Genomic DNA, 25,100 nt, shown 5'->3' with positions numbered 1-25,100 from the left:
TTATAGTTAGTAAAGTTGACTAAGAGGAAACATTGAAAGAACGTCTGTTGAACGAACTCTCAGACGTTTTTTGTATGAACAAAGGAGAATATAATTTGACAAAATTTCAAGATTTACAGTTAAGTGAAGCATTAGTAAAAGGTGTACTCAAAATGGGCTTCGAAGAAGCGACACCGATCCAAGCTGAAACAATTCCTGTCGCACTCACTGGAGTGGACGTATTAGGACAAGCACAAACAGGTACAGGGAAAACAGCAGCTTTCGGTATTCCGACAATTGAGCGAATCGATTCAAAGGCGCGTCAAGTCCAAGCACTCGTTCTTGCACCGACACGTGAACTTGCGATTCAAGTTGCAGAAGAATTAAACAAAATCGGGGAAGCGAAACGTGTATACGCACTCCCTGTTTACGGTGGTCAACAAATCGACCGTCAAATCCGCGGCTTGAAAAAGAACCCACAAATCGTCGTTGCGACACCAGGACGTCTCATGGACCACATGAAACGCAAGACGATCAAACTCGACGAGATCCAAACGGTCATCTTGGACGAGGCGGATGAAATGCTCAACATGGGCTTCGTAGAAGATATCGAGACGATTTTGGCTGGTCTTCCAGCTGAGCGTCAGACGCTTCTCTTCTCAGCGACGATGCCACCACAGATCAAGAAGATTGCTGAACGCTTCATGAAGTCGCCGACAATCATCAAAGTAAAAGCGAAGGAAATGACAGTTGAGAACATCAACCAACAATTCCTCGAATTGCGCGAAGGCCAGAAATTCGATACGCTTTGCCGTTTGATTGACATCGACTCACCAGAACTCAGCATCATCTTCGCTCGTACGAAGAAACGCGTTGACGAAGTGACAGAAGCCCTTATCAAGCGTGGTTACACGGCTGATGGTCTTCACGGTGACTTGACGCAATCAAAACGCGACCAAGTCATTCGTCGTTTCAAAAACGGCACGATTGACATCTTAGTCGCAACAGACGTTGCAGCACGTGGTCTCGACATCTCAGGTGTCACACACGTGTACAACTTCGATGTGCCACAAGACCCGGAAAGCTACGTGCACCGGATCGGACGTACAGGCCGTGCTGGTAAAACAGGTACTGCTCTTACGTTCATCACGCCACGTGAGTTCGGCCAAGTGAAAGCAATCGAGCGTGTGACGAACAAGAAGATGAACCGTCGTCACGTACCGACAATCGCGGAAGTACTTGAAGGCAACCAAAAGCAAGCAGCTGAAGAGTTGATCGAACGCGTTCAAGCGGGCGATTTCAAAGCTTACACGCAACTTGCGACAGAGCTTCTTGAAGAGTATGAAGCAGTTGAAATTCTTGCGGCAGCCCTTCGTGGATTGACGAAAGAGCCGGATTCAACACCAGTTGAAATCTCATACGCAGACCCAATTCGCGTGAAGCGTCAAGGTGGACGCAACGACCGCGGTGGATACCGTGGAAACCGTAGTGGCGGCGGCGAACGTCGTGGCGGCGGAGACCGTGGCGGCCGTAGCGGTGGCGGCGGTGGATACCGTGGCAAACGTAGTGGTGGAGACGACCGTCGTCGTTCGGACGATCGCCGTCGTTCAGACGACCGTGGCCCACGCCGTCCACGTGACTAATCGATAAATCAAAACCGCATTTCCTTAAGTGGATTTGCGGTTTTTTTATTGCGGTCATGCTACACTAAACGAGTAGAGATGGAAGGATGAGGTGTCAACGGATGGTAGAACTTAGTTTCGGTTTCGTCATACTGTTGGTATGTGTATTGGCGTTAAAGCCAATCGTATCAAAGACGGACCGGCCGAATTTTCGCTATATCCCCGTAGCGACGTTACTATTTGGCGCGATGATTTGGCTCGTCATGGCCATCGGTGTCGGTGGGAAAATGGGAATCGGCTATGGGGTAATGAGTATCGTGTATTTCATTGCTTGTTTCGGTGCCTATATGTATGTGCATACACGAGCGAGCTGAAACCGGCTCGCTTTCTTATTTTTGATTAAATGAATGAGGTGATGACGAGTGGATGCAGTGGATGTGATGATGAATCCAGACGAAGTCGAGGTGACGTATGAGCCGATTCTTGGGGCGGCTACGTTTCAAGTCGAAGGCTATATGGTGCATGGCCAGTTCAGGGGTGACTCGCTCACATCGTTCTTTTATGATGACGACGTGCCGGTCGAGTATCAGCTCGACATCGCAAAACGGATGGAACGTTTGGCTGCGGAGTCGCTGCGAGATGCGAAACAGTTCGTCACGTTTCGATGCCGGGCCGAATGGATTCTTGAAGCAGGGGGCGAAGCGTTCCTTGCGCCGCTTCACGAACTGAACTTCCCGCTCCATCGCATTTACGTGACGATTCAAGGGACCGATCTCGTCGACGTATCGAGACTGTCGCGCGTCGTCCAGTATTATCGTTCATACGGGGTGAAAATCGCGCTCGATTTCGCTGAGTCGACGAGCATCGAGGACATCATGGCCATCGCGCCGGAGCTATTACTCGTGGACTTAGCGACGATGGTCGAGAAGAAGACGTTGCCGGTGACGTACCCGCACATGTTGCAAACGATGGAGTATATCGCTTCAAAGCTCGGGGCTCCGCTCCTCTATAAATCAATCGATCACGTCGGGCAGTTGCGTTACGCGTGGCAACACGGTGGGCGTTTTTACATGGGCGGACTGCTTGGCCAGCGAGCGACGTCGCCTGTTCTGGAGATGAAAGGGATGAACGTCCTCGCGCAAGAAGTACCGTCATTCTTTCTTCACGACCAAGAACGGTTGCAGCGCCTCTATGAACTCGAATTTGAGTTACACCGTCAAATCCAAGAGCTCGCGGCCGGAAAGTGGTCCCGTGACAAGAAGGATGAGTGGCTACTTCATATCGCGACGAAGCTCGAAGGGAAGTTCGTGCGGTATTATTTGACCGACCGTACCGGTTTCCAGACGAGTGCGAACGTTTATCAGGCGGATGCCGAATGGAGAGTCGACAATACGTATCGGGGTTACAACTGGAGCTTTCGTCCGTATTTCATTCAGACGATGGCGGCGATGCGTGTTCGCGGGCGCGGTTATTTATCCGATGACTATCGAGACTTCAGCTCGAATGAAGTGACGCGGACGTTTAGCTATCCGTTGCCAGATGGCATGTTCTTATTCGCCGACTTGTCGGAGGAATACTTATACCAAAATCGATTATTAGACTGAAAGAGGGATATATGATGCTTGATTATGATTACGACGCGTTACGTGAAATTGGACGCATCGTCGCCTTGGCCCGGGATGAGATGGCGAAAGCCGTCACACCGGGAATGACGACGAAACAGCTGGATGAGATCGGACAACGAATTCTCGAAGCAGAAGGAGCGGCATCGGCGCCGATCACGATGTACGAGTTTCCGGGCTATACGTGCATCTCGGTCAACGAGATTGCCGCACATGGCATCCCAGGCGAACTTGTCATTCAAGACGGGGACCTCGTCAACATCGATGTTTCGGCTGTGAAGGACGGTTATTACGCGGACACCGGGCGGACGGTCATCGCCGGTACGCCAAAATCATCACAGCACGAACGGCTCGTCGAAGTGTCGCTCACATCGCTTGAAGCTGGGCTCAGCAAAGTGAAAGCCGGGACGAAAGTGAACCAAATCGGAAAGGCGATTTACGCCGATGCAAGAAAGAACGGCTTCACGGTAATCCGCAACTTGGCCGGACACGGGTTGGGGCGTACACTCCATGGGGAGCCGGAGTCGATTTCGAACTACTACAACCGGGAAGAGAACGACATCTTGAAAGTCGGCCAAGTCATTGCTATCGAGACGTTCATCTCGACGAAAGACGAAGTCGTCTATCAGTCGGAAGAGGACGGTTGGTCGCTCTTCACGCCAAACAATAGTCTCGTATCGCAATTTGAACATACGGTCGTCGTCACCGAGGACGGCTTTGAAGTGTTGACGGGTTCGTTCCGTTGACGGGTTCGTTCCGTTGACTGCCTCAGCTTGTTGACTAACATCAATTGAATCGCTCGTCCTTCCGGCGCCCACGCTTTCCGCAGGCAATCCCGGAGCCGCATCGCGACTCGCGTCGCTGCTGGGTCTCCGTCGGACGAGCAACACCAACGGTCGCCGTCGGGTGGCCGTTTGTGTTTTTCTGGGGGACTCGATCTCCTTGAACACAAAAAAGACGAACCGAGCCGCTTTTTGCGAATGGGTTCGTCAACAGCCTGAGGCAGATGACGCCCGTCATCTGCCTTTTTATTTCAGCTGAATCGTCTCTTCGGCTAAGCGCCGGATCTTTGCCCAATCAGGTCGCGGGTCGTCCGGGATGATGAGCTGTCCGCCGTTAACCTCGAGCGGTGTGTCGAGCAAATCGGTCTCGAAATAGGCGCTCGTTCCCGCCATGTCGGCTGGGTAAGCGGCACCGCTCAAGGAAGCGAACAAGAGCGTATGGTAACGACCGATTGCGGACTCATACATGCCGCCGACCCAATACGGTACGTTCGTTTCACGGATGGCGAGCGCCTCGGTCAAGCCGCCGACGCGGGCCGGTTTAATGTTGACGATGCGGCCGGCACCGAGTCTGGTCATCGTCTCGACGTCTTGCCGGCATGTGATGGACTCGTCGAGACAAATCGGTGTCTCGAGCCGGACTTGTAAATCGGTAGACGCAGCCCAATATGTGCTCGGGTACGGCTGTTCAATCATCAAGAGGCGATGCGCATCCAACTGTTCGAACCACGAGAGCGGCTGTTCGACCCCGCTCCCGTTCAAATCGATCATGAGGGGGGCATCGGGGAAGACGGCACGAATCTCGTTCAACGAGTACAACAACTCTTCCGGTGCTGCCTTCAGCTTGATGCGGTCGAAACCCGACTCGAGTGCCCCTTCAATCGATTTCAGCGTCTGGGCCAGAAGACCGATCCCAATCGTTCGTCCGCAGTCGACCGTGTCACCCGCATCGAGCAGTTGTTTGAGTGTCTTCTGTTGCCGGGCTGCTTCAATCTCCCAACAGGCACTCTCCCACATCGCCTTGGCCATCGGATGGCCAATGATGGATCGGACGAGCGCCGGAAACGAGTGGGGTGACACGGACTGCCCCGCTAACAGGTTGGTGATGAGCGTCGAGACATCGATTGTCGAGCGAACCGTCTCTGCCGTATACCAGGGCGTCTCAAAAGCAACCCCTTCCCCGTATCCGATGAGGCCGTCCGTCGTCTCGAGCCGGAGAATGATCGTCCGTCGGGTCGAGAGGACGGAGTGGGCGGTCACGATCGGATGTTTGAACGTCAATGGGACGATATATAATTCAGCGTGTCGAATCATAAGCGGTCTCCTTTAGGCGATGGCGCATCAATTTCCCGTTTGCGTTGCGTGGGAGTTCACGGACGGAATAGAACGCTTTCGGATGTTTATAGCTGGCTAAGTGTTCCGTCAGCAAGCGTTCCAGTTCGAGCGGGTCATACGACCCGACGATATACGCGACAGGGACGGTTCCCCATGTCGCATCAAGGCGTCCGGTGACCCCGGCGTCTTCAATGCCAGGGCAACGCCGGAGCACGCTCTCGATCTCGGCCGGGTAGACGTTCTCGCCCCCTGAGATGATTAAGTCGCTTCTTCGGTCGTGGACGTACAAATAGCCGTCTTGGATTGTACCCAAGTCTCCGGTCCGCCAAAACCCGTCTGTCGTCCACGCGTCGGCTTCTGGTTGCTTGTAGTAGCCGGGTGTCACGGTCGGACCGCTCACTTCAATCTCGCCATCTGGATTAATGCGGACTCGTGTCGGCAAGATGGCTCGACCGCTAGAACCGAGATGGTCGAGTGCTTCCGACGGGAGTAACGTCGCCACTTGGGAGCACGTCTCGGTCATGCCGTACGTTTGGGCGACCGGGATGTGACGGCGCTCGGCTTCCTCGAGGAGCGGCTTCGGTACTGGGCCACCCCCGACGAGTACGACGCGCAGGGCTTGGCGCTGTAGTCCGATTGCGAGCAACCGGTCGAGCATGACGGCGACGAGTGAAACGTGGGTGATGTGTTCGCGTGTAATCAAGTCGAGCGTACGGGCGGCGTCGAACTTCGGTTCCACGTATAATGTCGAACCGAAACAGGCGGCCCGATACACTTGGGCGAGCCCGCTCATATGAAACAGCGGGGTGACGATGAGCATGCGGTCGCGTGTGCCATAGCCGAGGTGCTCTCGAGCGGCCACGGCGCTTGCGACATGGTTGCCGTACGTCTGCTTGACCGCTTTCGCGCGTCCGGTCGTCCCGGACGTGAACATGAGCGACATGACCTCGTCTTGTTTCCACGCGTGGAAGTCAGAGATCGGTTCGTCGTCGCGCATCGTGAGCGTCAGCTGGGGAACCGGGACGTCGCACGTTTCGTCGACGAGCAAAAGATCGACATCCGCCGTCTCGAGTTGCATCTTGATCTCACTTTTCGTCAACCGTGTGTTCAGTGGGACGAGCACTTTCCCGAGTAAGAGAACGGCATGGACAGCGATGACGTACTCGGCGCTATTGGCAGCATACAGTCCGATATGACGGGCATCGGGTGCGTTCCGTTTCACATAGTGCGCGAGGCGTGCGCTCTCGTTCCACAACGTGCCCCATGTCAAACGGCGTCCGGCCGTGACGAGGGCGATGTGATCAGTCGGATGGTTCAGTGCATTCATCAGGCATACCTCCAAAAAAAGAGTAGCGAAGTCGCTACTCTCGTACAGATTAAGGGAAACGCGGGAACTGACCGAAGTCCGGGTCGCGTTTTTCTTTGAACGCGTCGCGTCCTTCTTTTGCTTCGTCTGTCGTGTAATAAAGGAGCGTCGCATCCCCTGCGAGCTGTTGAAGACCTGCGAGGCCGTCCGTGTCCGCGTTCATCGCGGCTTTCAAGAAACGGAGTGCAGTCGGTGAGTGTTGCAAAATCTCTTGGCACCATTGAATCGTTTCGGCTTCAAGTTGCTCGAGTGGGACGACCGTGTTGACGAGTCCCATGTCGAGTGCTTCTTGTGCGTCGTACTGACGGCACAAGTACCAAATCTCACGGGCTTTCTTATGGCCGATGATGCGCGCCAAATAGCCTGAGCCGTATCCAGCGTCGAACGAACCGACTTTTGGTCCGGTTTGACCGAAACGTGCGTTATCCGCGGCAATCGTCAAGTCACAGACGACGTGCAAGACGTGTCCGCCGCCGATGGCGAAACCGGCGACCATCGCGATGACCGGTTTCGGGATGACGCGAATCAAGCGTTGAAGGTCGAGGACGTTCAAACGTGGGATTTCATCGTCACCGACGTATCCACCGTGGCCACGAACCTTTTGGTCGCCGCCTGAACAGAATGCTTTTTCGCCTTCGCCTGTCAAGATGATGACGCCGACTTCCTTGTCGTCACGGGCGCGGGCGAACGCGTCAATCAATTCGTTTACCGTTAGTGGACGGAAAGCGTTCCGCACTTCCGGGCGGTTGATCGTGATTTTGGCGATCCCGTTCCATTTCTCGTATTTAATATCTTCATACGTTCGGACCGATGTCCAGTTTGCTACTGATTCCATTCTCATTTCCCCCTAAAATCAATTTCTCTATCATTGTACCAAATTGTTGGGCATTCTCGATATGTGGAGCATGGCCGGCGTCAGGAATTTCGTATAGTTGAATATGTGGTTGTCGTGCTTGCATCCGTCTCGCGATATCTTTGAATTTGACGTCGCGTCCTCCGACAATCAAATCGGTACGCGGCAAACGGTCGAGCATCGGCCAGATAGATGGCATGCTGCCGCTCCCGATGGCACGGAGGCTATCCGCTAGCGCCTCGGGACGTTGGGCGAGCCGCTCCAGACGAAGCGTCGCGCGCATCTCGTCGGTCTGATGCCAAAGCGGGAGCCGTTCCCACCGGTCGACGAACGCCTCGATGCCACGTTGCTCGAGGAAAGCGGCGAGCTCTGCGTCTTGTGCTCTACGCTCACGCCGTTCGATTGCGGATTCGAGTCCCGGGGTCGTGCTAATCCCGATGAAATGCTCGACCCGGTCGTCACATGCGGCTAACGTCATACCGATTCGACCACCGAGTGAGTAGCCGATGACCGTCCACGGTCGATCGTCGAGGTCGAGCAGGTTAGACAAGTCCCGGACTTGCTGACTCATCCGCATCCGATTGACATCGCGATGGCTCGTCCCGCCGTGTCCGAGGAGCGACGGGGAGACGAGGCGTACAGACAGGTCGGGGAAGCGGTCGAACCAATCCCCTCGCCCGGTAAACCCATGCAAGAGGAGCACGGGCCGTCCGCTCCCGTGGTCGAACAGTTCATAATCGACATCTCGGATTCGACGAATCACGTCCCGTTCTCCAACGTCAACCGGTCGCAGAGTAAAGCTGTCCATTCGCGATGGGCGGTGACGTTCGCGGCCCGGTCAGACGGGAACTCGATCAATTGGACCCCCGCTTCGATGGCTTCTTGCACGGCTTCTGGCTCTTCGACGAGACGATAGCTCAGTCCGTACGTGTCGGCGAATCCATGGATATTCAACTCGAGCGGGGTGCCGAACAAGTCTTCGAATAGTTGCGGCTCGATGGATGCTTGTGGCAAGAACGAGAAGATGCCGCCGCCATTGTTGTTGACAACGACGACCGAGAACGTCCCCGGGTGCGTCTTCAACAACTGTAACGCGTTACTGTCGTGATAAAACGCCAAGTCGCCGACGAGCAGGGCGGCGTGTTCCGTGTCATAGCAAGCGCCGAGTGCACTCGATAAAATCCCGTCAATCCCATTCGCACCGCGATTGGCGAGGACGTTGATGCGTCGACCGGCGCTTAGCGTCGTGTCGACATCACGAATCGGCATGCTGTTGCTGACGAATAAGCGCTCGATTGATGTTTGGAGCAGGTGGCGTGTCAATGCGCTCTCTCCTGTCAGCCCACCTTTCGCGGCCTCTGTCACCCGTTCGAACGACTCGAGGCGCGCATGGTACACCTCGTCATACGTGCTGTCGATTTCCCGCAAATAGTCCCGAGCATCCCCGTAGACGACGGTCGCCATACTAGAAGGGTCGCGGAACGAGCCGAGTTGTTCGATGACGACTTGTGTCGTGCTTCCGAGCCATTGATTCAATCGCTTCGATACCGGGGCGGCCCCGAAACGGATGGTCGTATCGGGAAGCCATTTATCCCGATGCTCGCTCGCGAGCCACGTATCATAGTTGACACATACGTTCTCGAAGCGTCGCATTCCACTGAGCGGATCTGCGAAAATCGGAATACGATGGACGGATGCCGTCTCGTGAATGGCTGCTAACCAGCCGTCAGGTGTACCAGGTCCGACGACGAAGGCGAGCCGTTCGACGTGGGCGTATTCAATGAACCGTGATATATCTTGGGGTGTCGGACGGACGTAAGTCGGCTCGCTCGGTGAACGTGTCGAACAAAAGCGCGCCTTCAACTGGTCGATGTCCGGTACGAGCGGTTCACGGAACGGGACGTTCACGTGAACCGGTCCGAGCGGCGCCGCGGTGGCGAGCCGGACGAGCCGGCTCATCGTCTGACCCATGTAGGAAAGCGCGGCATCGTCTGGTACCGGCAAGTCGACACTCGCTTTGACGTGTTCCCCGTAGAGACGAACTTGATCGATGGCTTGCGGTGCACCGACGTTTCGCAACTCGTGCGGTCGATCGGTCGTCAAGACGACGAGCGGCAATTGCGCAATCATCGCCTCGGCGACGGCGGAGAAATAGTTCGTCGCGGCCGTTCCGCTCGTGCAGACGAGTGCGACCGGTCGAATCGTTTCACCCGAGCGGGTCAAACCGAGCGCGAAGTAGGCGGCCGAACGTTCGTCCACGACGATGTGATGCCGGATTTCTGGATGGAGATAGGCGGCCATGGCGAGCGGCGTCGAACGAGAGCCGGGACTGATGACGACGTCCGTGACGCCTTGTTCGACGAGCCGGTTCACCATATGGGCGACCCATCCCGTTAACGTGTCGTTCATGATGGACTGCCTCCTGGTGTGACGCGATTTAATCCGAGCGCTTCTTTGATTGGGCTCAGTTTCATCTCGGTCTCTGCTAATTCTGATTCGAGCTCAGACTCTTGGACGATTCCACAGCCTGCATACATCGCGACAAATTGGTGATGGACGAGCGCCGAACGAATAGAAACGACAAACTCGCCTTCGCCCTCGGTACTGAGCCATCCGAACGGGGATCCGTACCAACCGCGGTCGAATCGCTCGATGTCACGAAGCAGCCTGACGGATGTCCGTTTCGGGTATCCGCCAAGGGCAGGCGTCGGATGGAGCGACTCGATAATCGATAAGAGCGAGGCGTTCGTATCGAGTGTCGCTTGAATCGGCGTATGCAGGTGGTAGACGGAGCGGGTCTGTAATATGCGAGGTGACTCAGGCGCTTTAATGGTCGCCGAATAAGGTGCGAGTGCGTGTTTAATCGATTTGACGACGATATCATGCTCTTCAAGGTTTTTCTGATCGTGAAGCAAGTGCGCTTTCGCCGCCTCGGCTTCGTCTTCTGAGAGTGGACGTTTCGTCGTCCCGGCGATGGCGGCCGTCTCGATATACGGTCCCTCTTTTTTCACTAATCGCTCTGGCGTAGCGCCGAAGAAGCCCATTTCTCGTTTCGGTTGATATAAGAAGATGTAGCTTCCGAGCTGTTGCGCTTCGAGATGACGTAACGTCTCGGCAAACGGAAACGCTTCATCGGACGTCTGGTAAATCTCTTCTCGGGCGATGACAATCTTTTCAACTTTTTCTTCCTTGATCGCTTGTTTGGCTTGTTGGAAGCTCGACTTAAAATGATCGACCCCATTCTTCACTTGCGTATACGTAGGGGACGGGCTGTCTGGCGTCTGGAGCGAGCTAAACTGGGCCAACTGGTCTGCCAATTGAATCAAGTACTGTTCGACCGATTGTTTTGCCGATACGAGCGTCGACACGGTCAGCGTGTGCGTATCGCCGAGCCGGCGATATAAAAATTTCGGCACGACGAGAGAAGCTTCCCCAAACGCTTCCCACATGTTCTTTTGAGGCCGAACGAACGTATCGAATGAAAAGCCCGAGAACGCGTATAAAATCGCGTCGACGTCTCGGCGATGCAAGCTCCAGTCGTACTGTAGTCGCTGAAAGCGCTCCGCACCTGACGCTGTTAGAACGAGGGCGTCGGCACAGCCGAGCATCTCGAGGGAACGGTCAGCGGAAGTGAAATAATAATGGGACGTTTCCGTGTTTTGAATGATATGAAACGCATCGAACGAAGGGATTTCCCACGTGTAAGACGCAAGGACAGGACGTTGCCAAGCGCGGGCACGTTTATGGGCCTGTTCGATTCGTTGTTTAATATGTGTTTGAGTATCTGGCATGAACGAAAAGCCTCCTCAATCCGATAGAATTCTCATCTTTTAGTGTATCATGACTTGGCTGCTGACCCGCCTGTCAAATGCTCGAGGAAACGGCGGGCATTGACAGATTTTTTTACGTAGACGTAAACTAACGAAGGGAGGGGAAGAGATGAAACAGAGAGAAAAAGGCGCATACTGGCGCATGATTCGGCCGCATACGTTGACGGCAAGCTTTATTCCGGTGTTGCTCGGGACGTTTATCGTCGTCGGTCAAGTCGAGTTAAAATGGGGATTGTTTTTAGCAATGCTCATCGCGTCGGTCTTGATTCAAATCGCAACGAACTTATTTAACGAATACTATGACTATAAACGTGGTCTGGACCATGAAGGGTCGATTGGCATCGGCGGCTCAATCGTCCGTGACGGCTTCGCGCCGAATCAAGTGCTTTGGATTGCACTCGGGATGTACGGAGTCGCGGCCACACTCGGTCTGTATATCGCCGCGTCCACGAGCTGGCACTTACTATGGATTGGCGCCTTGTCGATGGTCGTCGGCTATTTGTACACGGGCGGTCCGTTCCCGATTGCGTATACACCGTTCGGCGAGCTTGTCGCCGGCCTGTTCATGGGATACGTCATCATCGGGATTTCCGGGTATATCCAAGTCGGGGCGGTGACGACCGAGCTACTCATCGTCTCGTTCCCGATGGCGCTGTTGATCGGGGCGATTTTACTCGCCAACAACATCCGAGATTTGGACAATGATAAAGAAAATGGGCGCAAGACGATCGCGTGTCTCGTCGGCCACCGTCGGGCGGTGCTCGTGTTGGCTGGATTCTTCATGACGGCACTCGTCGGCATCATGGTCGGTGTCGTCGTGTACGGCGTTACGCCGTGGGTGCTCTTATCGTTACTCACCGTTCCGCTCATGATTCGGGCGGTGAAACGTTTCTGGGTGGAACGTGAACCGATCGAGCTCATGCCGGCGATGGCGATGACCGCGAAAGTGAACACGCTGTTTGGGGCGTGGATGGTCATCGGGTTATTGGTCGCTAGAATCATCGCATAACGAAAAGGAGTGGGGAAGATGACAGTCGTAAAAGACATGTTAGCGTTCAATAAACAGTTCGTGACAGAAAAGAAGTATGAGCCGTTCGTATCCGATAAATTTCCGGATAAAAAAATCGTTATTTTGACGTGTATGGACACTCGGCTGACGGCATTGTTGCCACAGGCGCTCGGACTAAAGAACGGGGATGCGAAGATTATCAAGAACGCAGGGGCCGTCTTGTCGCATCCGTTCGGTTCGGTCATGCGCTCGATTCTCGTCGCCTTGTACGCGCTCGGTGCCGAAGAGGTTATCGTGATCGGGCACTATGATTGTGGGATGGCCGCGATCGACCCGAATGCGGTCATTGCTGAGATGGAGCGGCGGGGGATTGACCCTCAGACGCTTCAAACACTCAAAGCGTCCGGGATGGATTTGGAGAAGTGGTTGCACGGATTCGATTCGGTCGAGGCGAACGTCATGAACTCGGTCAGCTTGATTAAGAATCATCCGCTCTTGCCACCGGAAACGAACGTCCATGGATTTGTCATCGACCCGGGAACGGGGCGACTCGACGTCGTCGAGGTGTGAATAAGAAAGAGGCTGGGACATAACTAGCCGGCTTTAGAGCTTTTTAAGAAAAAGAGGGGTCCGGTCACCGATTTTCGGTGGCCGGACCCCTTCTTTGCACTTCCCCCGATGCCTTTGGCGATGAACTTCCGTAGGTTCGCCGCCATGAGGGCGAAGCCGAGCTCGCGTTTCACGCGCTGTTTTCCCCTGACGGAGAAGCGGGTGAAACCCAAATTGGCCTTCAGATATCCAAAAACTGGTTCCACGTCCGTCTTGCGTCGGGCGTAGAGGGCACCGGTTTTCTCATCCGAAAGCAGCGTTCTCATCATATGCTTTTGTTCTTCCCAGGCCCCGTTCACGCTGACCTGGCGGTGTCTCCCCGGTTCGGCCTTCGTGCACAACTCTCGGAACGGGCAGCCGTCGCAGCTCTCGCACTCGTACACACGGAAGTCGCGGGGGAAGCCGTCCCGGTCGGTCCTTTGGGACTCATGGCTGAACGGGAGCCGTCTCCCGTCCGGGCACGTGAACGTGTCGGTCTCGCCATCGTACGCCCAGTTCGCGGTGTTGAACGGGTCCTCGCGCCATTTCTTCTTCTGTTCCTTCCGGTACATCGTGTGCGGGATCAAGGGCAGGCGCCCCCGGCGCTCGAGGATGTCTGTGTAGTTCGGCTGGCTCCCGTATCCCGCGTCGGCGACGATATGGGCGGGCAGGTCGAGGAACGTTTCGACCTCGTCGAGGAACGGGATCAACGTCTTCATGTCGGTCGGGTTCGGATAGACGTCATAGGCGAGCGTGTACTGACCTTCGGTTGCGATCTGGACGTTGTAGCCGGGCTTCAGTTGGCCGTTCTTCATGTGATCTTCTTTCATCCGCATGAACGTCGCGTCCCTGTCGGTCTTCGAGTAACTGTTCCGTGTGCCGAAGATGGCCATGTGCTCCTCGTATCGGCGTTTCCGGGCGGCGAAATCGGCGGCCTGTTTGTGGAGACGACGGGGCACCTTCCGTTCCGCACGCAATCGTTTCCGTTCGGCGACGTCGGTCGTCGAGGCGATCTCCTCGTCGATGGCCTCGATCTTTTCTTCGAGTCGTGCGGCGACCTGTTCGAGTTCTTGGACCGAGAGCGCGTCCGGGCTCTCCCGTTCGATTTCGGGGATGACCTGGTCGGACATCAGTTCGTCGTACAGTTGGTTCGACTTCTCGACGAGCGCGGCGCTGTATCGCTCGACCGCCCTCCGCCAGACGAACGTATAACGGTTGGCGTTCGCCTCGATCTTCGTGCCGTCGATGAAGATCGCCTCCTCGTCGATCTCGCCGGTCTCGACGAGATGGCATCTGAAGGCGACGAACGCGGCCTTCAGGATCGGGGCGACGGCCGGGTGGACGCGGAAACGGTTGATCGTCCGATAACTCGGCTCGTGGCCCTGGGCGAGCCACATCATCCGAAGGCTGTCCTTGAGTAGCCCTTCGATCTTTCGGCCCGAGAAAGCGGACTGCGTGTAGGCGCAAAGGACGATCTTCATCATCATGCGCGGATGATAGGCCGGGCAGCCCGTCGTTCGCCAGAACGGCTCGAAGGCCTCGTCGGGGATCTGTTCGACGAGGTCGTGGACGGCGAAGGCGATATCGTTTTCCTGGAGACGGACTTCTAAATCTAGGGGCAAAACCAATTGGTTCATGGTATACTCTTTGTACATGGGGGCACCTCCAAAGTTATGGTTTGGTCACTTTAACTTTATCAGAGGTCGCCCCTATCTGTTTAGTCCAAAATGTGTGCACGAACCCATAAAAATGACAAGAGGCCCCCGTGAGCGAACAAGTCGCTCCCGGGGGCCTCTTTGTTATAAATCTACTGAGTTATGTCCCAGCCTCTTTCTTATCCGTACGTATTGATTGGGATATCTTTATAATCGTCTTCTGTTTCGCCTTTTTTCTTCGCTTTCTTGTTCTTCTTGAAATCACGTTCATATTCTTGTTCGCTTGGGGACTTGAAGAATCGCATCCACGTGGCGTTGATCTCGGAGCCGATCAAGATGATCATACCGGTCAATTGAAGCCATAATAGTGTCACGATAATTCCGCCGAGCGAACCGTACGTCGAATCGTAGTTTCCGAAGTTCGACACGTATAGACTAAACCCGAGCGAGACGAGTTGCCACGTGATGACCCCGAAAATGGCGCCTGGAATCGTGCTCTTCCAAAAGACGTGTTGCTGGGGTGCGATTTTATAGAAAATCGACAGCGTCAAAATCAAGATGACCGTCGTCAGCGCGTAACGAAAAATATTGATTAAGATGACCTCGGCCCCGGAAATCGGAAGGAATTCCATAAGGAACGAGATGATCTGCGACCCGAACACGTTCGAGACGATGAGGAGCAATACGCCAACACCGAGTAAGAACGTCAATCCGAGGGCGATGCCTTTACTGACAAAGAAATTTCGTTCGTTGTCTTCCCCGTAGGCGTGAATCGCCATGTTGATGAGCCGCTCGACCCCTTTCGAGGCCGACCAAATCGCTAAAATCGCACCGATGGAGAGCAGTCCGCCACGCGGTTCCCCGAGCGCTTCAAAGATGCCCGATAGGAATACGGTCGCGGCCGCGCCTGGGGCCAAGTTGTTCAACTGCTCTTGGAATGACGCCTGTGTGATGTCAAAGAACGACAGCAGCGCCAGAATGAAGATGATTCCTGGGAAAATAGATAAAAACCAAAAAAAAGCGAGCGTCGCACCAAAGTCTTGGACGTTATGATCTTTAAATCGGCGCAATAATTCTTTTCCGAACGCGAGCCAATTCTTTTTTTCTTTCACTTCTTTCGTGTCCATAACATGCCTCCTGAACGTTATCGTTAGAAACTATCTTCCCGATTTGTGAGGAGGTTACACTATAAATTCAATCTTCGGCCAATGTTTTGTCGTAAAAGCGCTCTGAAGACTGACTAAGCAATTCTGCGAGCGAGGGCGGACGGACGGGAAGGTGGCTGAGTGCACTCCGTTTGATCCACATCGGTGTGTAGGATCCTTCCGTCTGTTCGGCTTGAAACTCTTCGCCCGTCCCGGTCCCGAATTCGCCACCGGTGACGCGGGCCCAGTAGTAGGGGTTCAATTCACCGTTGAATGCGACATGGGCGGCGACGCCTTCAAGTTCGACGTGTACGCCGAGTTCCTCGTGCGCTTCGCGTATCGCCGTTTCTTCGGTCGTATGGCCAAATTCGACACCTCCGCCCGGGAAGACATAATAAAGGACGTCAGCTTTTTCGCGACGAATGAGGGCAATCTCATCTTGTTCATTGACGAGAATGATGGCGCTCCGTTGTTTCGTTCTCATGAATTCAATCATTCCTTTCTTAAAACCGAGAACAAAACGCATCGACACGGCGGTCGATGCGTTAGCTCAGTCACGTGTTGGTTGTTCAAGTGAAGCATACATCTCAGGCGTCAGTCCGTTGTCATGAGAGCCGATGACTTTCCCGGCGACACGCATGCCGAGACGAAGTGCATCTTCAATCGAATGCTCTTTCATGAGCTCGGAAATAACGGCAGAGAAGAAGGAATCCCCGGCGCCTGTGGAGTCGGCAACTTTCACTTTCGTCGTCGGCACGTGACCTTGTTCGTTCGTACGAAGGTCGACGTAGACGGCGCCGAGCTCGCTCATCGTGACAATCGTGAGCGGCGCGCCTTTCATGGCGAGCACCTCGGCGACGCGAAGGGCATCGTCAACCGTGACGATGGACATATCCGAGAGAATCTCGGCTTCTTCGCGGCTACAGATGAAGCCCGTGAACCCTTGGAGCAAGTGACGGTTGCGTTCGATGACCGAGAGATGGCCGCATACACCGTATAGCGGGAGCTTCATCTCGCGGCACAATTCAATCGTCTCGTTCAAGACGTTGACCGATAAGTCGAGGTCGATGGCGACAGCCGCGCTCTCGGCGAACACGGTATCGATGCGACGGAGGATGCATTGTTCCAACATCGCCTCATCAGGTTGTTTAGAGATTGACGTCTGGAGGTCACCGTTATTGTCCATGACCGCGAGCCACATACCCATACCGTTGTCTTCGAGCAAGTCGACGTGTTCGACATTGACGTTCAAACTGCGGAGTTCTTCGAGGACACCGATTCCGATTTGATCGTTCGTCACGGTCGAGACGAACCGAACATCGTTACCGAGCACACCTAAGTTCTGAGCGACGTTGCGTCCGGTGCCACCGTTTGAAAAGGCGATATCTCCGACGTTTTTCGCATCTTTATGGAGCGGGGCGAACGACGTTCCTTTTATGTCGACAAACACTTTGCCGATTACTGCAATCGTATTCATACCTTGTACCACCTTTAGTCAATCTACCTATTGTTTCGGTCTGTTAGACACATTGTTTCCATTATAGCGAAATCGGCATTTGCTTTCAATGACGGTTTCGTGACGTGTCGAAATTTGTCAGTCCCACGATGAGCTGAGCAGACGGAGACCGTTCAATATGACGAGGATGGTCGACCCTTCGTGTCCGACGACGGCGAACGGCATGACGAGCAGTTCAAAGATGTTCGTCGCAATCAAGACGAGGATGACGCCGAGAGCGAAGATCACGTTTTGAAGGACGATTCGATTCAGTTTGCGCGACTGCTCGATGGCTGAACTGAGGCGGACGAGGTCGTTTTTCATGAGGACGACATCAGCCGTCTCAAGAGCGGCGTCTGTCCCTTCGCCCATCGCGATGCCGACGTCGGCTGTGGCGAGAGCGGGGGCGTCGTTAATGCCGTCACCGATCATGCCGATCGACCCATACTCCGCCTTCAACAACTTGATTTGTTCGACCTTCTCATCCGGCAGGCACTCGGCGATATAACGGGTCAAACCAGCTTCTGTCGCGATGGCCCGCCCGGTCGCCTCATTGTCGCCGGTGATCATGATCGTGGCGATACCGAGACGGTTCAAGCGCTCGATCGCTTGCTTCGCTTCTGGACGTAGCGTGTCACGCAAGGCGAAAGCCCCGAGGGTTCGGGTTTCGTCACTGATGAAGACGAGCGTATGGCCGGCTTCTTTCAATCGTTCGACTTGATCAAGGAAAAAGTCGCCGCTCGCGTCCGCGAATTTTTGTTTGCCGACCCGGTACGTGACGCCGTCAATCATCGCCTCGATGCCTGAACCGGTGACGTCTTTGAACTGTTCCATCGTGCCGGTATGTTTTCCCGTGTAGGCAACGAGCGCTTCGGCGAGCGGGTGCATCGAATGCTCTTCAATCAAACTGACGATCCGGAAGACGTCATGTTGTGTGACGTCCGGGTGAAGCAGAACGTGCTGGACTTCGGGTTTTCCGATCGTAAGTGTTCCTGTTTTGTCGAACGCGATCGCTTTGAGCCGCCCCATGTTCTCGATATGGACGCCGCCTTTAAACAAGATGCCGTGTTTGGCGGACGAGGCGATGGCGGCCAAAGCGGCTGGCGTGATCGCTGCGACGAGCGCACAAGGGGAGGCGACGACGAGCAAAATCATGCCACGATATATGCTCGTCTCGAGCGACCAAGGCGTGAAGACGGGACCGAGCAAGATGATGGCCGCAACCGATAATAAGACGACTTGGACGTAACGTCCTTCGTAGCGGTCGATGAATTGAGCGGACGGGGACTTCTCTTCCTGCGCTTGTTGGACCATTTGAATGATCTTTTGGAACAACGTCTCCGTGGCGAGTTTTGTGACTTCGAGCGTCAAAACGCCGTTCAAGTTCACACTCGAACCGAACACGTCGTCACCGACGTTGCGCTCGACTGGAATCGATTCACCTGTGATCGCAGCTTCCTCGATCGATGCGCTACCGCTCAAGATGCGTCCGTCGACCGGGATTCGTTCCCCAGGGCGGACGTAAATCCGGTCCCCGACCGACAGTTCGTCGATATGCACGACGTCTAACCCGCCCTCGTCGTTAAATCGGGTCGCTTGTTCAGGTTGCAGTTCCATGAGCGACTCGAGGGCACGCTCGTTCTTGTTCATCGTATACGTCTCGAGGGCACCCGATAAGGCGAAAATGAAAATGAGGATGGCACCTTCCATCCAATAGCCAATCGAGGCGGCGCCGATCGCCGCGATGATCATCAACAGCTCGACGTTCAGCGACCGCGTCTCCCACGTGTCGGTCAATCCTTCTTTCGCCTTGGCGTACCCCCCAATCAAGAAGGCAGACAAATACAAAGTGACATAAATCCACGGCGTTCCAACTTGTTTTTCAGCGAGATAAGCGAGTACAATCAATACACCGCTGAAGAGCGCCATGATGAGCTCGATATGCTCGAACCAACTTGCCCGTTTGAAGACGTGGCTTTTTTCGTGTGTAGCGGTTGATGTGTTCATGAAGCACCTCTTTCTAATTGATAATGTATATCACTTAAATGATAATGAATGAGGATGATTATCATTATCCAAACCCTTAAAATGAGGGTTTTTATTGATTTTAATCGATTACCCTTATTTATAATGATTATCATGTAAGGTTATTTTATCATGGAAGAGAACAACTCACAAACTAAAAGATTAAGGAGATTTGGTGACATGCCCAACTTGTTTCAACGGCCTTGGACCGTCACGTTGTTCGCTTTATTGAACACGTTCTTATGGGGGAGTGCGTTCCCGTTTATCAAACTAAGCTATGAAGCGCTTGAAATCAGTCCGGACGAATATGGTCAGCAACTCATTTTTGCTGGAGAACGGTTTTTGCTTGCGGGTGTCTTACTTTTATTGATTAGCCGTACCGTCTTCAAGCGACCGATTCATTTGACGGTCGAACGCGTGAAGGCGTATGCGCACCTCGGTGCGTTTCTGACATTTTTACAATATTTATTTTTCTACGTCGGACTGTCGCTGTCGACGGGCGTGCAAGGTTCGATTATCGCGGGTTCGACGTCCTTCTTCCAAATGGCGCTTGCGCATTTTCGGTATGAGGACGACCGGTTGAATCGGTTGAAAGGAATCGCCCTCACACTCGGCTTTTCCGGCATCGTCATCGCCAACTGGCCGTCCGCGAGTTCGGAGATCGGGTTTGGGGTCGGGGAAGTGTTGCTCATTTTGGCGATGGTCTCGGGGGCGTTCGGCAACTTGATCGCAAAAGATTACTCCCGTAGCCACGACGTCGCGCCGATGACGGCTTGGGCGATGGTGTTCGGATCGCTCGGCCTGCTCACCGTTGGCCTGGTACTGGACCCAGTTGGTGTGTTCTTGCCATACACCGGGAAAACGCTGTTATTCCTCTTATACTTGGCACTGTTATCTGCGGTCGGGTTCACCTTATGGAACACGCTGATGAAATATAATCCGGTCAGCCGCGTGTCACTCTATATGTTCTTTGTTCCCTTATTTGGGGTCATCTTATCGGGTGTTTTACTCGGAGAGACGATTCCGTGGAATGCACTCGTCGGGCTGTTGTTCGTCGTCGCGGGGATTTATTTATCGACTTACTTCCAAGGTCGTAAACAGTCTGTGCGCAAATGAGATTGAGGCGCGGTTGACGGAATTGTGTTCTCATGGGAAAATATATTAAAAATTCTGAATTATTTCAGTTCACAGTCGGTCTTCGTCGTAAAGACTTGCGTACAACGTGTCATAAAGGAAGGAGGAAAGAACGTGACGAGAAACCAGATTGTCCGCAATATACTCGTCTCGCGGCAACCGCGTGATGAGTACGTCAAGTACGTGATGAAGTGCGTGAGTCGGGGGTTAAAAGAGCACCATGACCAAGTGGATGCGCGTGCCGTGCGACAAGGCGACGACATTCAGACGAAATGGCAAATTAACGACCGGGTCATCGAGGTGACGCTCAAGTCGGACGTGTTGGCCACACTTGAGACAGAACCGTACGCGCTCGATGAAGTGTTCATTCAGGCGTTCGAGCGAAATGACGTCCGCGTCGGTCCGGCGAGAGAATAAACGAAAAGGGATGGGGCTCCGGCGAGCTCCATCCCTTTTTACATATCAATCGGTTTGGCTTTGGCCGTGAACAGGCTGACGGCGAGAATCCCGAGGATGAGTGTATACATGAGAAAATATACGTCTTTTGGCAAACTGATCCAAAACGCACCAATCATCGGACCACTAATCGAACCGACGCTGAACGCGATGCTATAGAGCATGTTGCCGGTCGGTAACAGCGAGCGTGGCAACACTTCGGTCATATGGGCGAGGCCGAGGGAATAAGTCGATCCGAGACCGGCCCCGGCCAAGGCGAACAAGACGAGTAGCCACACATAATGGTCGACGGCTAAGTTCGCGAGCGCAAACAATACCGTACCGAGCGTCAACACGATTTGTAAGATGCGTTTCTTCCCGAAGTGATCGGCAAGACGACCGAGCGGGAGTTGGACGAGGATGGAAGCGACGATGAACGTCGTGATCAGCGTACTCGTCTGAGCGAGCCCGATGTCGTTTCGGACCGTGAAGATTGGCAAGTTCGCATTCAAGCTCGCCTCGAGAAACCCGTATGTAAAGGCAGGGAGCAGCGTATAGCCGGCACCAATCAACACAAGCCGAATCCGCCCGGTCGAGTCTGTTTTCACTTTCTCCGCTTCAGGAAATTCGTTCTCGACTTTAAAGATGAGGACGAGTGAGGCGAGACAGAAGAAAATCAAGACGAGGAACGGCAACCAGAAATGCAGGTCGACGAGCGGTGCGATGAGTGGACCGACGGCAAAGCCGAGACTGAACGACATGCCGTAGTACGCCATCGCTCGACCGAGGCTTCGTTTTTCGCTCACGGACGTTACCCATACTTGCGAGCCGTAATGGAGTGCGGAGTCACCAAAACCGATGACGAAACGCATGACGGCCCAGGCAAGGAGCGTTGGCCAAAGTGGTAAGAAGAACGTCGCGAGCGCCGTCAAGACGATGCCTAAGACGATGGTCGGTCGAAATCCGTACTTGCGGACGAACCGTTCGAGCAATGGCGCCGAGACGATGACACCGAGATAGAGCATCGTGGCGTTCAGGCCATTCAACCATGCAGGGGTCCCGTCGCGCTCGATGAGCGTCGATAACAGCGGGATGAGCGCCCCTTGAATCAACCCGGAAATAAATACGATAAGCAATAAAATCGAAAAACGAAACCGTTGCATAGTTCACCTCGTCATTACATAGTAAAAAGCTGAGAAGGTTCTCAGCTTTTTGTTTCGTCAATCGGTTGAGTGAGATGGTTCAAATGTAAGAGCTCATCGTCCCAACTGCCTTGACTGAAAACTTCATCACGGTCTACTTTGTCTGAAACGAATGCGGCTGTCAATAAGATGCTAAGCACACCACCGAAAATGATGATGGCCATGACGGTGATCATGAATACATAGATGGCAGTCATCTCATACACCTCGATTCAGTTTAGATACTAAATATTTCCCGATGCGAAGGAATTAAAACGGGTCGGCGACACGTTTTTGGAAGTCAATTTCTGGATAGTACGCTTGCTTGACGAGCGCGTTCGGACCGAGACATTTCACGGCCGGACAATGACAAGACAACGTCGCGTTCAAGGCACTGTTCGTCCACGTCTCATACGCCTCTTGGAATGATGTGTCATACAACGTCCCGAGCGACCCGAGTTCATCGCCGAAATCAGTGACGATAATCTCACCGTCAAAGATGTTCGTGTTCAAACGAGAACGGCCGTCTGGGTCGTTTCGGACTGTGACGTTTTTCGCTTCATGCAGCCGCTTCAACAAGGCGCGGTCTTCCGGTAAGTCGGAACACGCATAGAAAGGCAACGTACCGAACAGCATCCAAACGTTTTCATCCCGCACGTCGAGCAGGTCGTGGATGGCTTGGCGAATGTCCGGGAGTGAGGCCGATTCGAGCGCGCTCGCAAAGTCGGCGGGGTACATCGGGTGTACCTCCATGCGCTGACAGCCGAGCGAGACGATTTCCTCATGGATTGCCTTCAGATGAGGAATCGTCCGTTTGTTGAGCATCGTCTCGGCCGATACGATAATGCCTTCTGATGTGAGGGCACGGGCGTTGTCTTTCATCGTCTGGAGCATCTTCAACCGCGCGGCCTTGCTCGGCTTCCGATCCATCATCGCGAATCCGCCTTCTAAAAAGTCGGCATCCGTCCCCCAGTTATGCGAAATGTGCAAAACGTCGAGGTACGGGGTAATAAGATGATAGCGAGACAACGGCAACGTCAAGTTCGAATTGATTTGCGTCCTAGCCCCGCGTTCCTTGGCATATTTGAGCAGCGGCACGACGTAGTTGCGGACCGATTTCATTGATAGCATCGGCTCGCCGCCCGTAATCGAGAACGCACGCAAATGTTCAATCTCGTCGAGACGCGAGATGAGCAGTTCGAGGGGCACTTCAGGAGTTTCGGTCTGGTCGAGCATATAGCCGACGGCACAGTGTTCGCAGCGCATGTTGCATAGTTTGGTCGTCGTCACTTCCACGTTCGAAAGGACGAGACGACCGAACTCGGTTTGATCGAGATACGCTTCCCACGGATCAAACGTTGTCGAGATGTTTTGCATGTTGATTCCACCTTTTCATCTAGTCACACGAAATAGTATGCTATAATAACAACTCTTTGTCACGAACCAAAGGAGCGATCATGAGATGGGTAAATCACGAACCGATACGGCAGGAAAAATGAATGTGTTGAAATCGAGAACGGAATTGCTCTGTCTGTCAGTCAATACGTTGGACGAGCACACGACGCCAGAGGATTTGCATCGCCTGTTAGCTGACATTGATTCCTTACGTGCGAAAGTCGTACGTTACGCCAAAGATTTAGAACAAGGATCGAAAGGATGAAACACATTGAAACTGATCGTAGGAGATTACAAGAGCGTCACCGCCGAACGTCTCGGAATTAACGGGGAGGGGATTGCGACCATCAATCGGATGGTCGTCTTTATTCCGAACTTGTTGCCGGGTGAAGAGGCGAAAGTCGAGATTACACGCGTCGAACGAAACTATGCCGAGGCCCGTGTCGTCAAGCGCGACAATGCGTCAAAAGACCGTGTCAAACCGCCGTGCCCAATCTATGACGAGTGTGGGGGCTGTCAGATTCAACATATGAGCCTACGCCTTCAAATGGAGTATAAGGAAGAAATCGTTCGCAACGCGTTCCGTCAAAAGACGAAACTGAACGTCGACAAATCGGACATCCGCCCGACAAAAGGGATGAAAGATCCTTGGTATTACCGAAACAAATCTCAGTTCCCGCTCAGTGTCCGTCGTGGTGAAATCGTGTCGGGGCTGTATAAACCGAACTCGAATACGCTCGTCCCGATTGAACATTGTATGGTTCAACAGCGCGACACGACGAATATTAACAACGCCATCGTCCGGATCTTGAACGAGCTCGACATCCCGGTGTACGACGCGCGTCGTGATACTGGCTTTGCCCGGACTGTCGTCGTCCGCTCGGGCTATAAGACGAACGACGTCCAAGTCGTCCTCGTCGTCGGGCACGAAGATGTACCGGACCTAGACGAACTTAGCGATCGCATCATGGGGTTGCCGAACGTCGTCTCGTTCCATTTGAACATCAACTCGAACCGTTCGGGCGTCATCTTCGGCTATCGTACGATTCACATCGCCGGCCAAGAGAAGATGGACGAACAGCTCGACGACGTCCATTACCACTTGTCGCCACGCGCGTTCTTCCAACTGAACCCGGCCCAGACCGAGGTCATGTATCGTGAAGTCGTCGAGGCGGCCGCTTTGACGGGCGAAGAACGTGTCATCGACGCGTATGCCGGCGTCGGGTCGATTGGGCTGTGGCTCGCGCCGCACGCCAAAGAGATTCGCGGGATGGAAGTCGTACCGGAGGCCGTCGAAGACGCCAATGCCCATATGCGCGAGAACGGGTTCAACCATGCGACGTATGTCGAAGGTCGGGCCGAGCACTGGATTCCGCGTTGGGTGAAGGACGGATGGATCCCTGACGTCATCGTCGTCGACCCACCGCGCACCGGAGTCGACCATCAATTGTTGAACGCGATCATCTCTTCGAAAGCACAACGACTCGTCTATGTGTCATGTAACCCACAGACGCTCGCCCGTGACGCGGACCAACTCATGAAAGCCGGATACAAAGTGAATTACGTTCAGCCGTACGATATGTTCCCGCAGACGGCGCACGTCGAGTCGGTCGTCGTCTTCGAGAAAAAGAAAAAGAAGAAATATTGAC

At 54.0% G+C, this 25,100-nt stretch carries 24 protein-coding genes; 10 read left to right on the top strand and 14 right to left on the bottom strand.

Annotation, left to right across the window (positions count from 1 at the left end):
* Nucleotides 1-95: 95 nt before the first annotated feature.
* The 4 genes from cshA to map all read left to right on the top strand — a co-directional run bounded on the left by cshA (nucleotide 96) and on the right by map (nucleotide 3,969).
* Nucleotides 96-1,622, top strand: a complete 1,527-nt coding sequence (cshA, locus tag KB235_RS13640) for a degradosome RNA helicase CshA (RefSeq protein WP_152545845.1) — start codon at nucleotides 96-98, stop codon at nucleotides 1,620-1,622.
* A gap of 101 nt (nucleotides 1,623-1,723) precedes the next feature.
* Nucleotides 1,724-1,975, top strand: a complete 252-nt coding sequence (locus KB235_RS13635) for a hypothetical protein (protein WP_034803864.1) — start codon at nucleotides 1,724-1,726, stop codon at nucleotides 1,973-1,975.
* Nucleotides 1,976-2,023: 48 nt separating this feature from the next.
* Nucleotides 2,024-3,205 (top strand): EAL-associated domain-containing protein, encoded by a 1,182-nt coding sequence (locus KB235_RS13630; RefSeq protein ID WP_211779909.1) that lies wholly within the window; start codon nucleotides 2,024-2,026, stop codon nucleotides 3,203-3,205.
* 14 nt (nucleotides 3,206-3,219) lie between these two features.
* Nucleotides 3,220-3,969: a type I methionyl aminopeptidase gene (map, locus tag KB235_RS13625; protein ID WP_211779908.1), complete on the top strand. Its 750-nt coding sequence runs from the start codon at nucleotides 3,220-3,222 to the stop codon at nucleotides 3,967-3,969.
* A gap of 282 nt (nucleotides 3,970-4,251) precedes the next feature.
* On the opposite strand, the gene menC is transcribed toward map, so the two are convergent.
* The 6 genes from menC to KB235_RS13595 are packed head-to-tail and all read right to left on the bottom strand — an operon-like array spanning nucleotide 4,252 to nucleotide 11,350.
* Nucleotides 4,252-5,319 carry an o-succinylbenzoate synthase gene (gene menC / locus KB235_RS13620; protein ID WP_034815768.1) on the bottom strand — a complete coding sequence of 356 codons (1,068 nt, stop codon included), beginning with the start codon at nucleotides 5,317-5,319 and terminating at the stop codon, nucleotides 4,252-4,254.
* On the bottom strand, nucleotides 5,303-6,667 hold the full coding sequence (menE, locus tag KB235_RS13615) for an o-succinylbenzoate--CoA ligase (RefSeq protein ID WP_211779907.1): 1,365 nt from the start codon (nucleotides 6,665-6,667) through the stop codon (nucleotides 5,303-5,305). Before menE ends, menC begins: the two co-directional genes overlap by 17 nt.
* 49 nt (nucleotides 6,668-6,716) lie before the next feature.
* Nucleotides 6,717-7,541, bottom strand: a complete 825-nt coding sequence (menB, locus tag KB235_RS13610; RefSeq protein WP_034803849.1) for a 1,4-dihydroxy-2-naphthoyl-CoA synthase — start codon at nucleotides 7,539-7,541, stop codon at nucleotides 6,717-6,719.
* Complete coding sequence (locus tag KB235_RS13605) at nucleotides 7,501-8,322, bottom strand: alpha/beta fold hydrolase (protein WP_235193359.1); 822 nt, start codon at nucleotides 8,320-8,322, stop codon at nucleotides 7,501-7,503. The genes menB and KB235_RS13605 overlap by 41 nt, the downstream gene beginning before the upstream one ends.
* Nucleotides 8,319-9,968 (bottom strand): 2-succinyl-5-enolpyruvyl-6-hydroxy-3-cyclohexene-1-carboxylic-acid synthase, encoded by a 1,650-nt coding sequence (gene menD / locus KB235_RS13600; protein ID WP_211779906.1) that lies wholly within the window; start codon nucleotides 9,966-9,968, stop codon nucleotides 8,319-8,321. The genes KB235_RS13605 and menD overlap by 4 nt, the downstream gene beginning before the upstream one ends.
* Nucleotides 9,965-11,350 (bottom strand): isochorismate synthase, encoded by a 1,386-nt coding sequence (locus tag KB235_RS13595; protein WP_034815762.1) that lies wholly within the window; start codon nucleotides 11,348-11,350, stop codon nucleotides 9,965-9,967. The genes menD and KB235_RS13595 overlap by 4 nt, the downstream gene beginning before the upstream one ends.
* 148 nt (nucleotides 11,351-11,498) lie before the next feature.
* Here KB235_RS13595 and KB235_RS13590 point away from each other — a divergent pair, with 148 nt between their 5' ends.
* Together KB235_RS13590 and KB235_RS13585 are read left to right on the top strand one after the other, a co-directional pair.
* Nucleotides 11,499-12,398 (top strand): 1,4-dihydroxy-2-naphthoate polyprenyltransferase, encoded by a 900-nt coding sequence (locus KB235_RS13590; RefSeq protein WP_211779905.1) that lies wholly within the window; start codon nucleotides 11,499-11,501, stop codon nucleotides 12,396-12,398.
* A gap of 18 nt (nucleotides 12,399-12,416) precedes the next feature.
* Complete coding sequence (locus tag KB235_RS13585) at nucleotides 12,417-12,968, top strand: beta-class carbonic anhydrase (RefSeq protein WP_211779904.1); 552 nt, start codon at nucleotides 12,417-12,419, stop codon at nucleotides 12,966-12,968.
* A gap of 23 nt (nucleotides 12,969-12,991) precedes the next feature.
* On the opposite strand, the gene KB235_RS13580 is transcribed toward KB235_RS13585, so the two are convergent.
* From KB235_RS13580 to KB235_RS13560, 5 genes are all read right to left on the bottom strand, one after another.
* Nucleotides 12,992-14,641, bottom strand: a complete 1,650-nt coding sequence (locus KB235_RS13580) for an IS1182 family transposase (RefSeq protein WP_211779903.1) — start codon at nucleotides 14,639-14,641, stop codon at nucleotides 12,992-12,994.
* Nucleotides 14,642-14,820: 179 nt separating this feature from the next.
* Nucleotides 14,821-15,768: a YihY/virulence factor BrkB family protein gene (locus KB235_RS13575; RefSeq protein WP_211779902.1), complete on the bottom strand. Its 948-nt coding sequence runs from the start codon at nucleotides 15,766-15,768 to the stop codon at nucleotides 14,821-14,823.
* 67 nt (nucleotides 15,769-15,835) lie between these two features.
* On the bottom strand, nucleotides 15,836-16,270 hold the full coding sequence (locus KB235_RS13570) for an NUDIX domain-containing protein (RefSeq protein WP_034815823.1): 435 nt from the start codon (nucleotides 16,268-16,270) through the stop codon (nucleotides 15,836-15,838).
* Between the two features lie 66 nt (nucleotides 16,271-16,336).
* Nucleotides 16,337-17,263, bottom strand: a complete 927-nt coding sequence (locus KB235_RS13565) for a carbohydrate kinase family protein (RefSeq protein WP_034805330.1) — start codon at nucleotides 17,261-17,263, stop codon at nucleotides 16,337-16,339.
* Between the two features lie 117 nt (nucleotides 17,264-17,380).
* On the bottom strand, nucleotides 17,381-19,288 hold the full coding sequence (locus KB235_RS13560) for a heavy metal translocating P-type ATPase (RefSeq protein ID WP_211779901.1): 1,908 nt from the start codon (nucleotides 19,286-19,288) through the stop codon (nucleotides 17,381-17,383).
* Nucleotides 19,289-19,486: 198 nt separating this feature from the next.
* On the opposite strand from KB235_RS13560, the gene KB235_RS13555 reads away from it, so the two are divergent.
* Together KB235_RS13555 and KB235_RS13550 are read left to right on the top strand one after the other, a co-directional pair.
* A complete protein-coding gene (locus KB235_RS13555) occupies nucleotides 19,487-20,422 on the top strand; it encodes a DMT family transporter (protein WP_034805332.1) in 936 nt (311 codons plus the stop codon).
* Nucleotides 20,423-20,554: 132 nt separating this feature from the next.
* Complete coding sequence (locus tag KB235_RS13550; RefSeq protein ID WP_034805333.1) at nucleotides 20,555-20,857, top strand: hypothetical protein; 303 nt, start codon at nucleotides 20,555-20,557, stop codon at nucleotides 20,855-20,857.
* 38 nt (nucleotides 20,858-20,895) lie between these two features.
* On the opposite strand, the gene KB235_RS13545 is transcribed toward KB235_RS13550, so the two are convergent.
* The 3 genes from KB235_RS13545 to yfkAB are packed head-to-tail and all read right to left on the bottom strand — an operon-like array spanning nucleotide 20,896 to nucleotide 23,433.
* The gene (locus KB235_RS13545; protein ID WP_034815747.1) at nucleotides 20,896-22,038 is read right to left on the bottom strand and encodes an MFS transporter; all 1,143 of its coding nucleotides are present in this window, start codon (nucleotides 22,036-22,038) and stop codon (nucleotides 20,896-20,898) included.
* 41 nt (nucleotides 22,039-22,079) lie between these two features.
* Nucleotides 22,080-22,274: a hypothetical protein gene (locus KB235_RS13540; RefSeq protein ID WP_034805335.1), complete on the bottom strand. Its 195-nt coding sequence runs from the start codon at nucleotides 22,272-22,274 to the stop codon at nucleotides 22,080-22,082.
* A 52-nt stretch (nucleotides 22,275-22,326) separates the two neighbouring features.
* On the bottom strand, nucleotides 22,327-23,433 hold the full coding sequence (yfkAB, locus tag KB235_RS13535; RefSeq protein ID WP_034805338.1) for a radical SAM/CxCxxxxC motif protein YfkAB: 1,107 nt from the start codon (nucleotides 23,431-23,433) through the stop codon (nucleotides 22,327-22,329).
* 85 nt (nucleotides 23,434-23,518) lie between these two features.
* Between yfkAB and KB235_RS13530 the strand changes: the two genes are divergently transcribed.
* Both KB235_RS13530 and rlmD read left to right on the top strand, forming a co-directional pair.
* On the top strand, nucleotides 23,519-23,716 hold the full coding sequence (locus KB235_RS13530) for a hypothetical protein (RefSeq protein ID WP_024371614.1): 198 nt from the start codon (nucleotides 23,519-23,521) through the stop codon (nucleotides 23,714-23,716).
* A 6-nt stretch (nucleotides 23,717-23,722) separates the two neighbouring features.
* Nucleotides 23,723-25,099, top strand: coding sequence for a 23S rRNA (uracil(1939)-C(5))-methyltransferase RlmD (gene rlmD / locus KB235_RS13525; RefSeq protein WP_211779900.1), 1,377 nt, complete (start codon nucleotides 23,723-23,725; stop codon nucleotides 25,097-25,099).
* The last annotated feature ends 1 nt before the right edge of the window (nucleotide 25,100 follow it).

The sequence above is a fragment of the Exiguobacterium alkaliphilum genome, from assembly GCF_018138125.1.
In the GTDB taxonomy this organism is placed as follows: Bacteria; Bacillota; Bacilli; order Exiguobacteriales; family Exiguobacteriaceae; genus Exiguobacterium; species Exiguobacterium alkaliphilum.
The sequence above is the reverse complement of the archived record's forward strand: the minus strand, read 5'-3'. Positions and strand labels throughout refer to the sequence as shown.

What these genes read in the sequence shown, in the direction of transcription:
- KB235_RS13635 (WP_034803864.1), top strand. Translation starts at nt 1,724, where the DNA reads ATGGTAGAACTTAGTTTCGGTTTCGTCATACTGTTGGTATGTGTATTG.
- map (WP_211779908.1), top strand. Translation starts at nt 3,220, where the DNA reads ATGCTTGATTATGATTACGACGCGTTACGTGAAATTGGACGCATCGTC.
- menC (WP_034815768.1), bottom strand. Translation starts at nt 5,319, where the DNA reads ATGATTCGACACGCTGAATTATATATCGTCCCATTGACGTTCAAACAT.
- menE (WP_211779907.1), bottom strand. Translation starts at nt 6,667, where the DNA reads ATGAATGCACTGAACCATCCGACTGATCACATCGCCCTCGTCACGGCC.
- menB (WP_034803849.1), bottom strand. Translation starts at nt 7,541, where the DNA reads ATGGAATCAGTAGCAAACTGGACATCGGTCCGAACGTATGAAGATATT.
- menD (WP_211779906.1), bottom strand. Translation starts at nt 9,968, where the DNA reads ATGAACGACACGTTAACGGGATGGGTCGCCCATATGGTGAACCGGCTC.
- KB235_RS13595 (WP_034815762.1), bottom strand. Translation starts at nt 11,350, where the DNA reads ATGCCAGATACTCAAACACATATTAAACAACGAATCGAACAGGCCCAT.
- KB235_RS13590 (WP_211779905.1), top strand. Translation starts at nt 11,499, where the DNA reads ATGAAACAGAGAGAAAAAGGCGCATACTGGCGCATGATTCGGCCGCAT.
- KB235_RS13585 (WP_211779904.1), top strand. Translation starts at nt 12,417, where the DNA reads ATGACAGTCGTAAAAGACATGTTAGCGTTCAATAAACAGTTCGTGACA.
- KB235_RS13580 (WP_211779903.1), bottom strand. Translation starts at nt 14,641, where the DNA reads ATGTACAAAGAGTATACCATGAACCAATTGGTTTTGCCCCTAGATTTA.
- KB235_RS13575 (WP_211779902.1), bottom strand. Translation starts at nt 15,768, where the DNA reads ATGGACACGAAAGAAGTGAAAGAAAAAAAGAATTGGCTCGCGTTCGGA.
- KB235_RS13570 (WP_034815823.1), bottom strand. Translation starts at nt 16,270, where the DNA reads ATGAGAACGAAACAACGGAGCGCCATCATTCTCGTCAATGAACAAGAT.
- KB235_RS13565 (WP_034805330.1), bottom strand. Translation starts at nt 17,263, where the DNA reads ATGAATACGATTGCAGTAATCGGCAAAGTGTTTGTCGACATAAAAGGA.
- KB235_RS13560 (WP_211779901.1), bottom strand. Translation starts at nt 19,288, where the DNA reads ATGAACACATCAACCGCTACACACGAAAAAAGCCACGTCTTCAAACGG.
- KB235_RS13555 (WP_034805332.1), top strand. Translation starts at nt 19,487, where the DNA reads ATGCCCAACTTGTTTCAACGGCCTTGGACCGTCACGTTGTTCGCTTTA.
- KB235_RS13545 (WP_034815747.1), bottom strand. Translation starts at nt 22,038, where the DNA reads ATGCAACGGTTTCGTTTTTCGATTTTATTGCTTATCGTATTTATTTCC.
- KB235_RS13540 (WP_034805335.1), bottom strand. Translation starts at nt 22,274, where the DNA reads ATGACTGCCATCTATGTATTCATGATCACCGTCATGGCCATCATCATT.
- yfkAB (WP_034805338.1), bottom strand. Translation starts at nt 23,433, where the DNA reads ATGCAAAACATCTCGACAACGTTTGATCCGTGGGAAGCGTATCTCGAT.
- KB235_RS13530 (WP_024371614.1), top strand. Translation starts at nt 23,519, where the DNA reads ATGGGTAAATCACGAACCGATACGGCAGGAAAAATGAATGTGTTGAAA.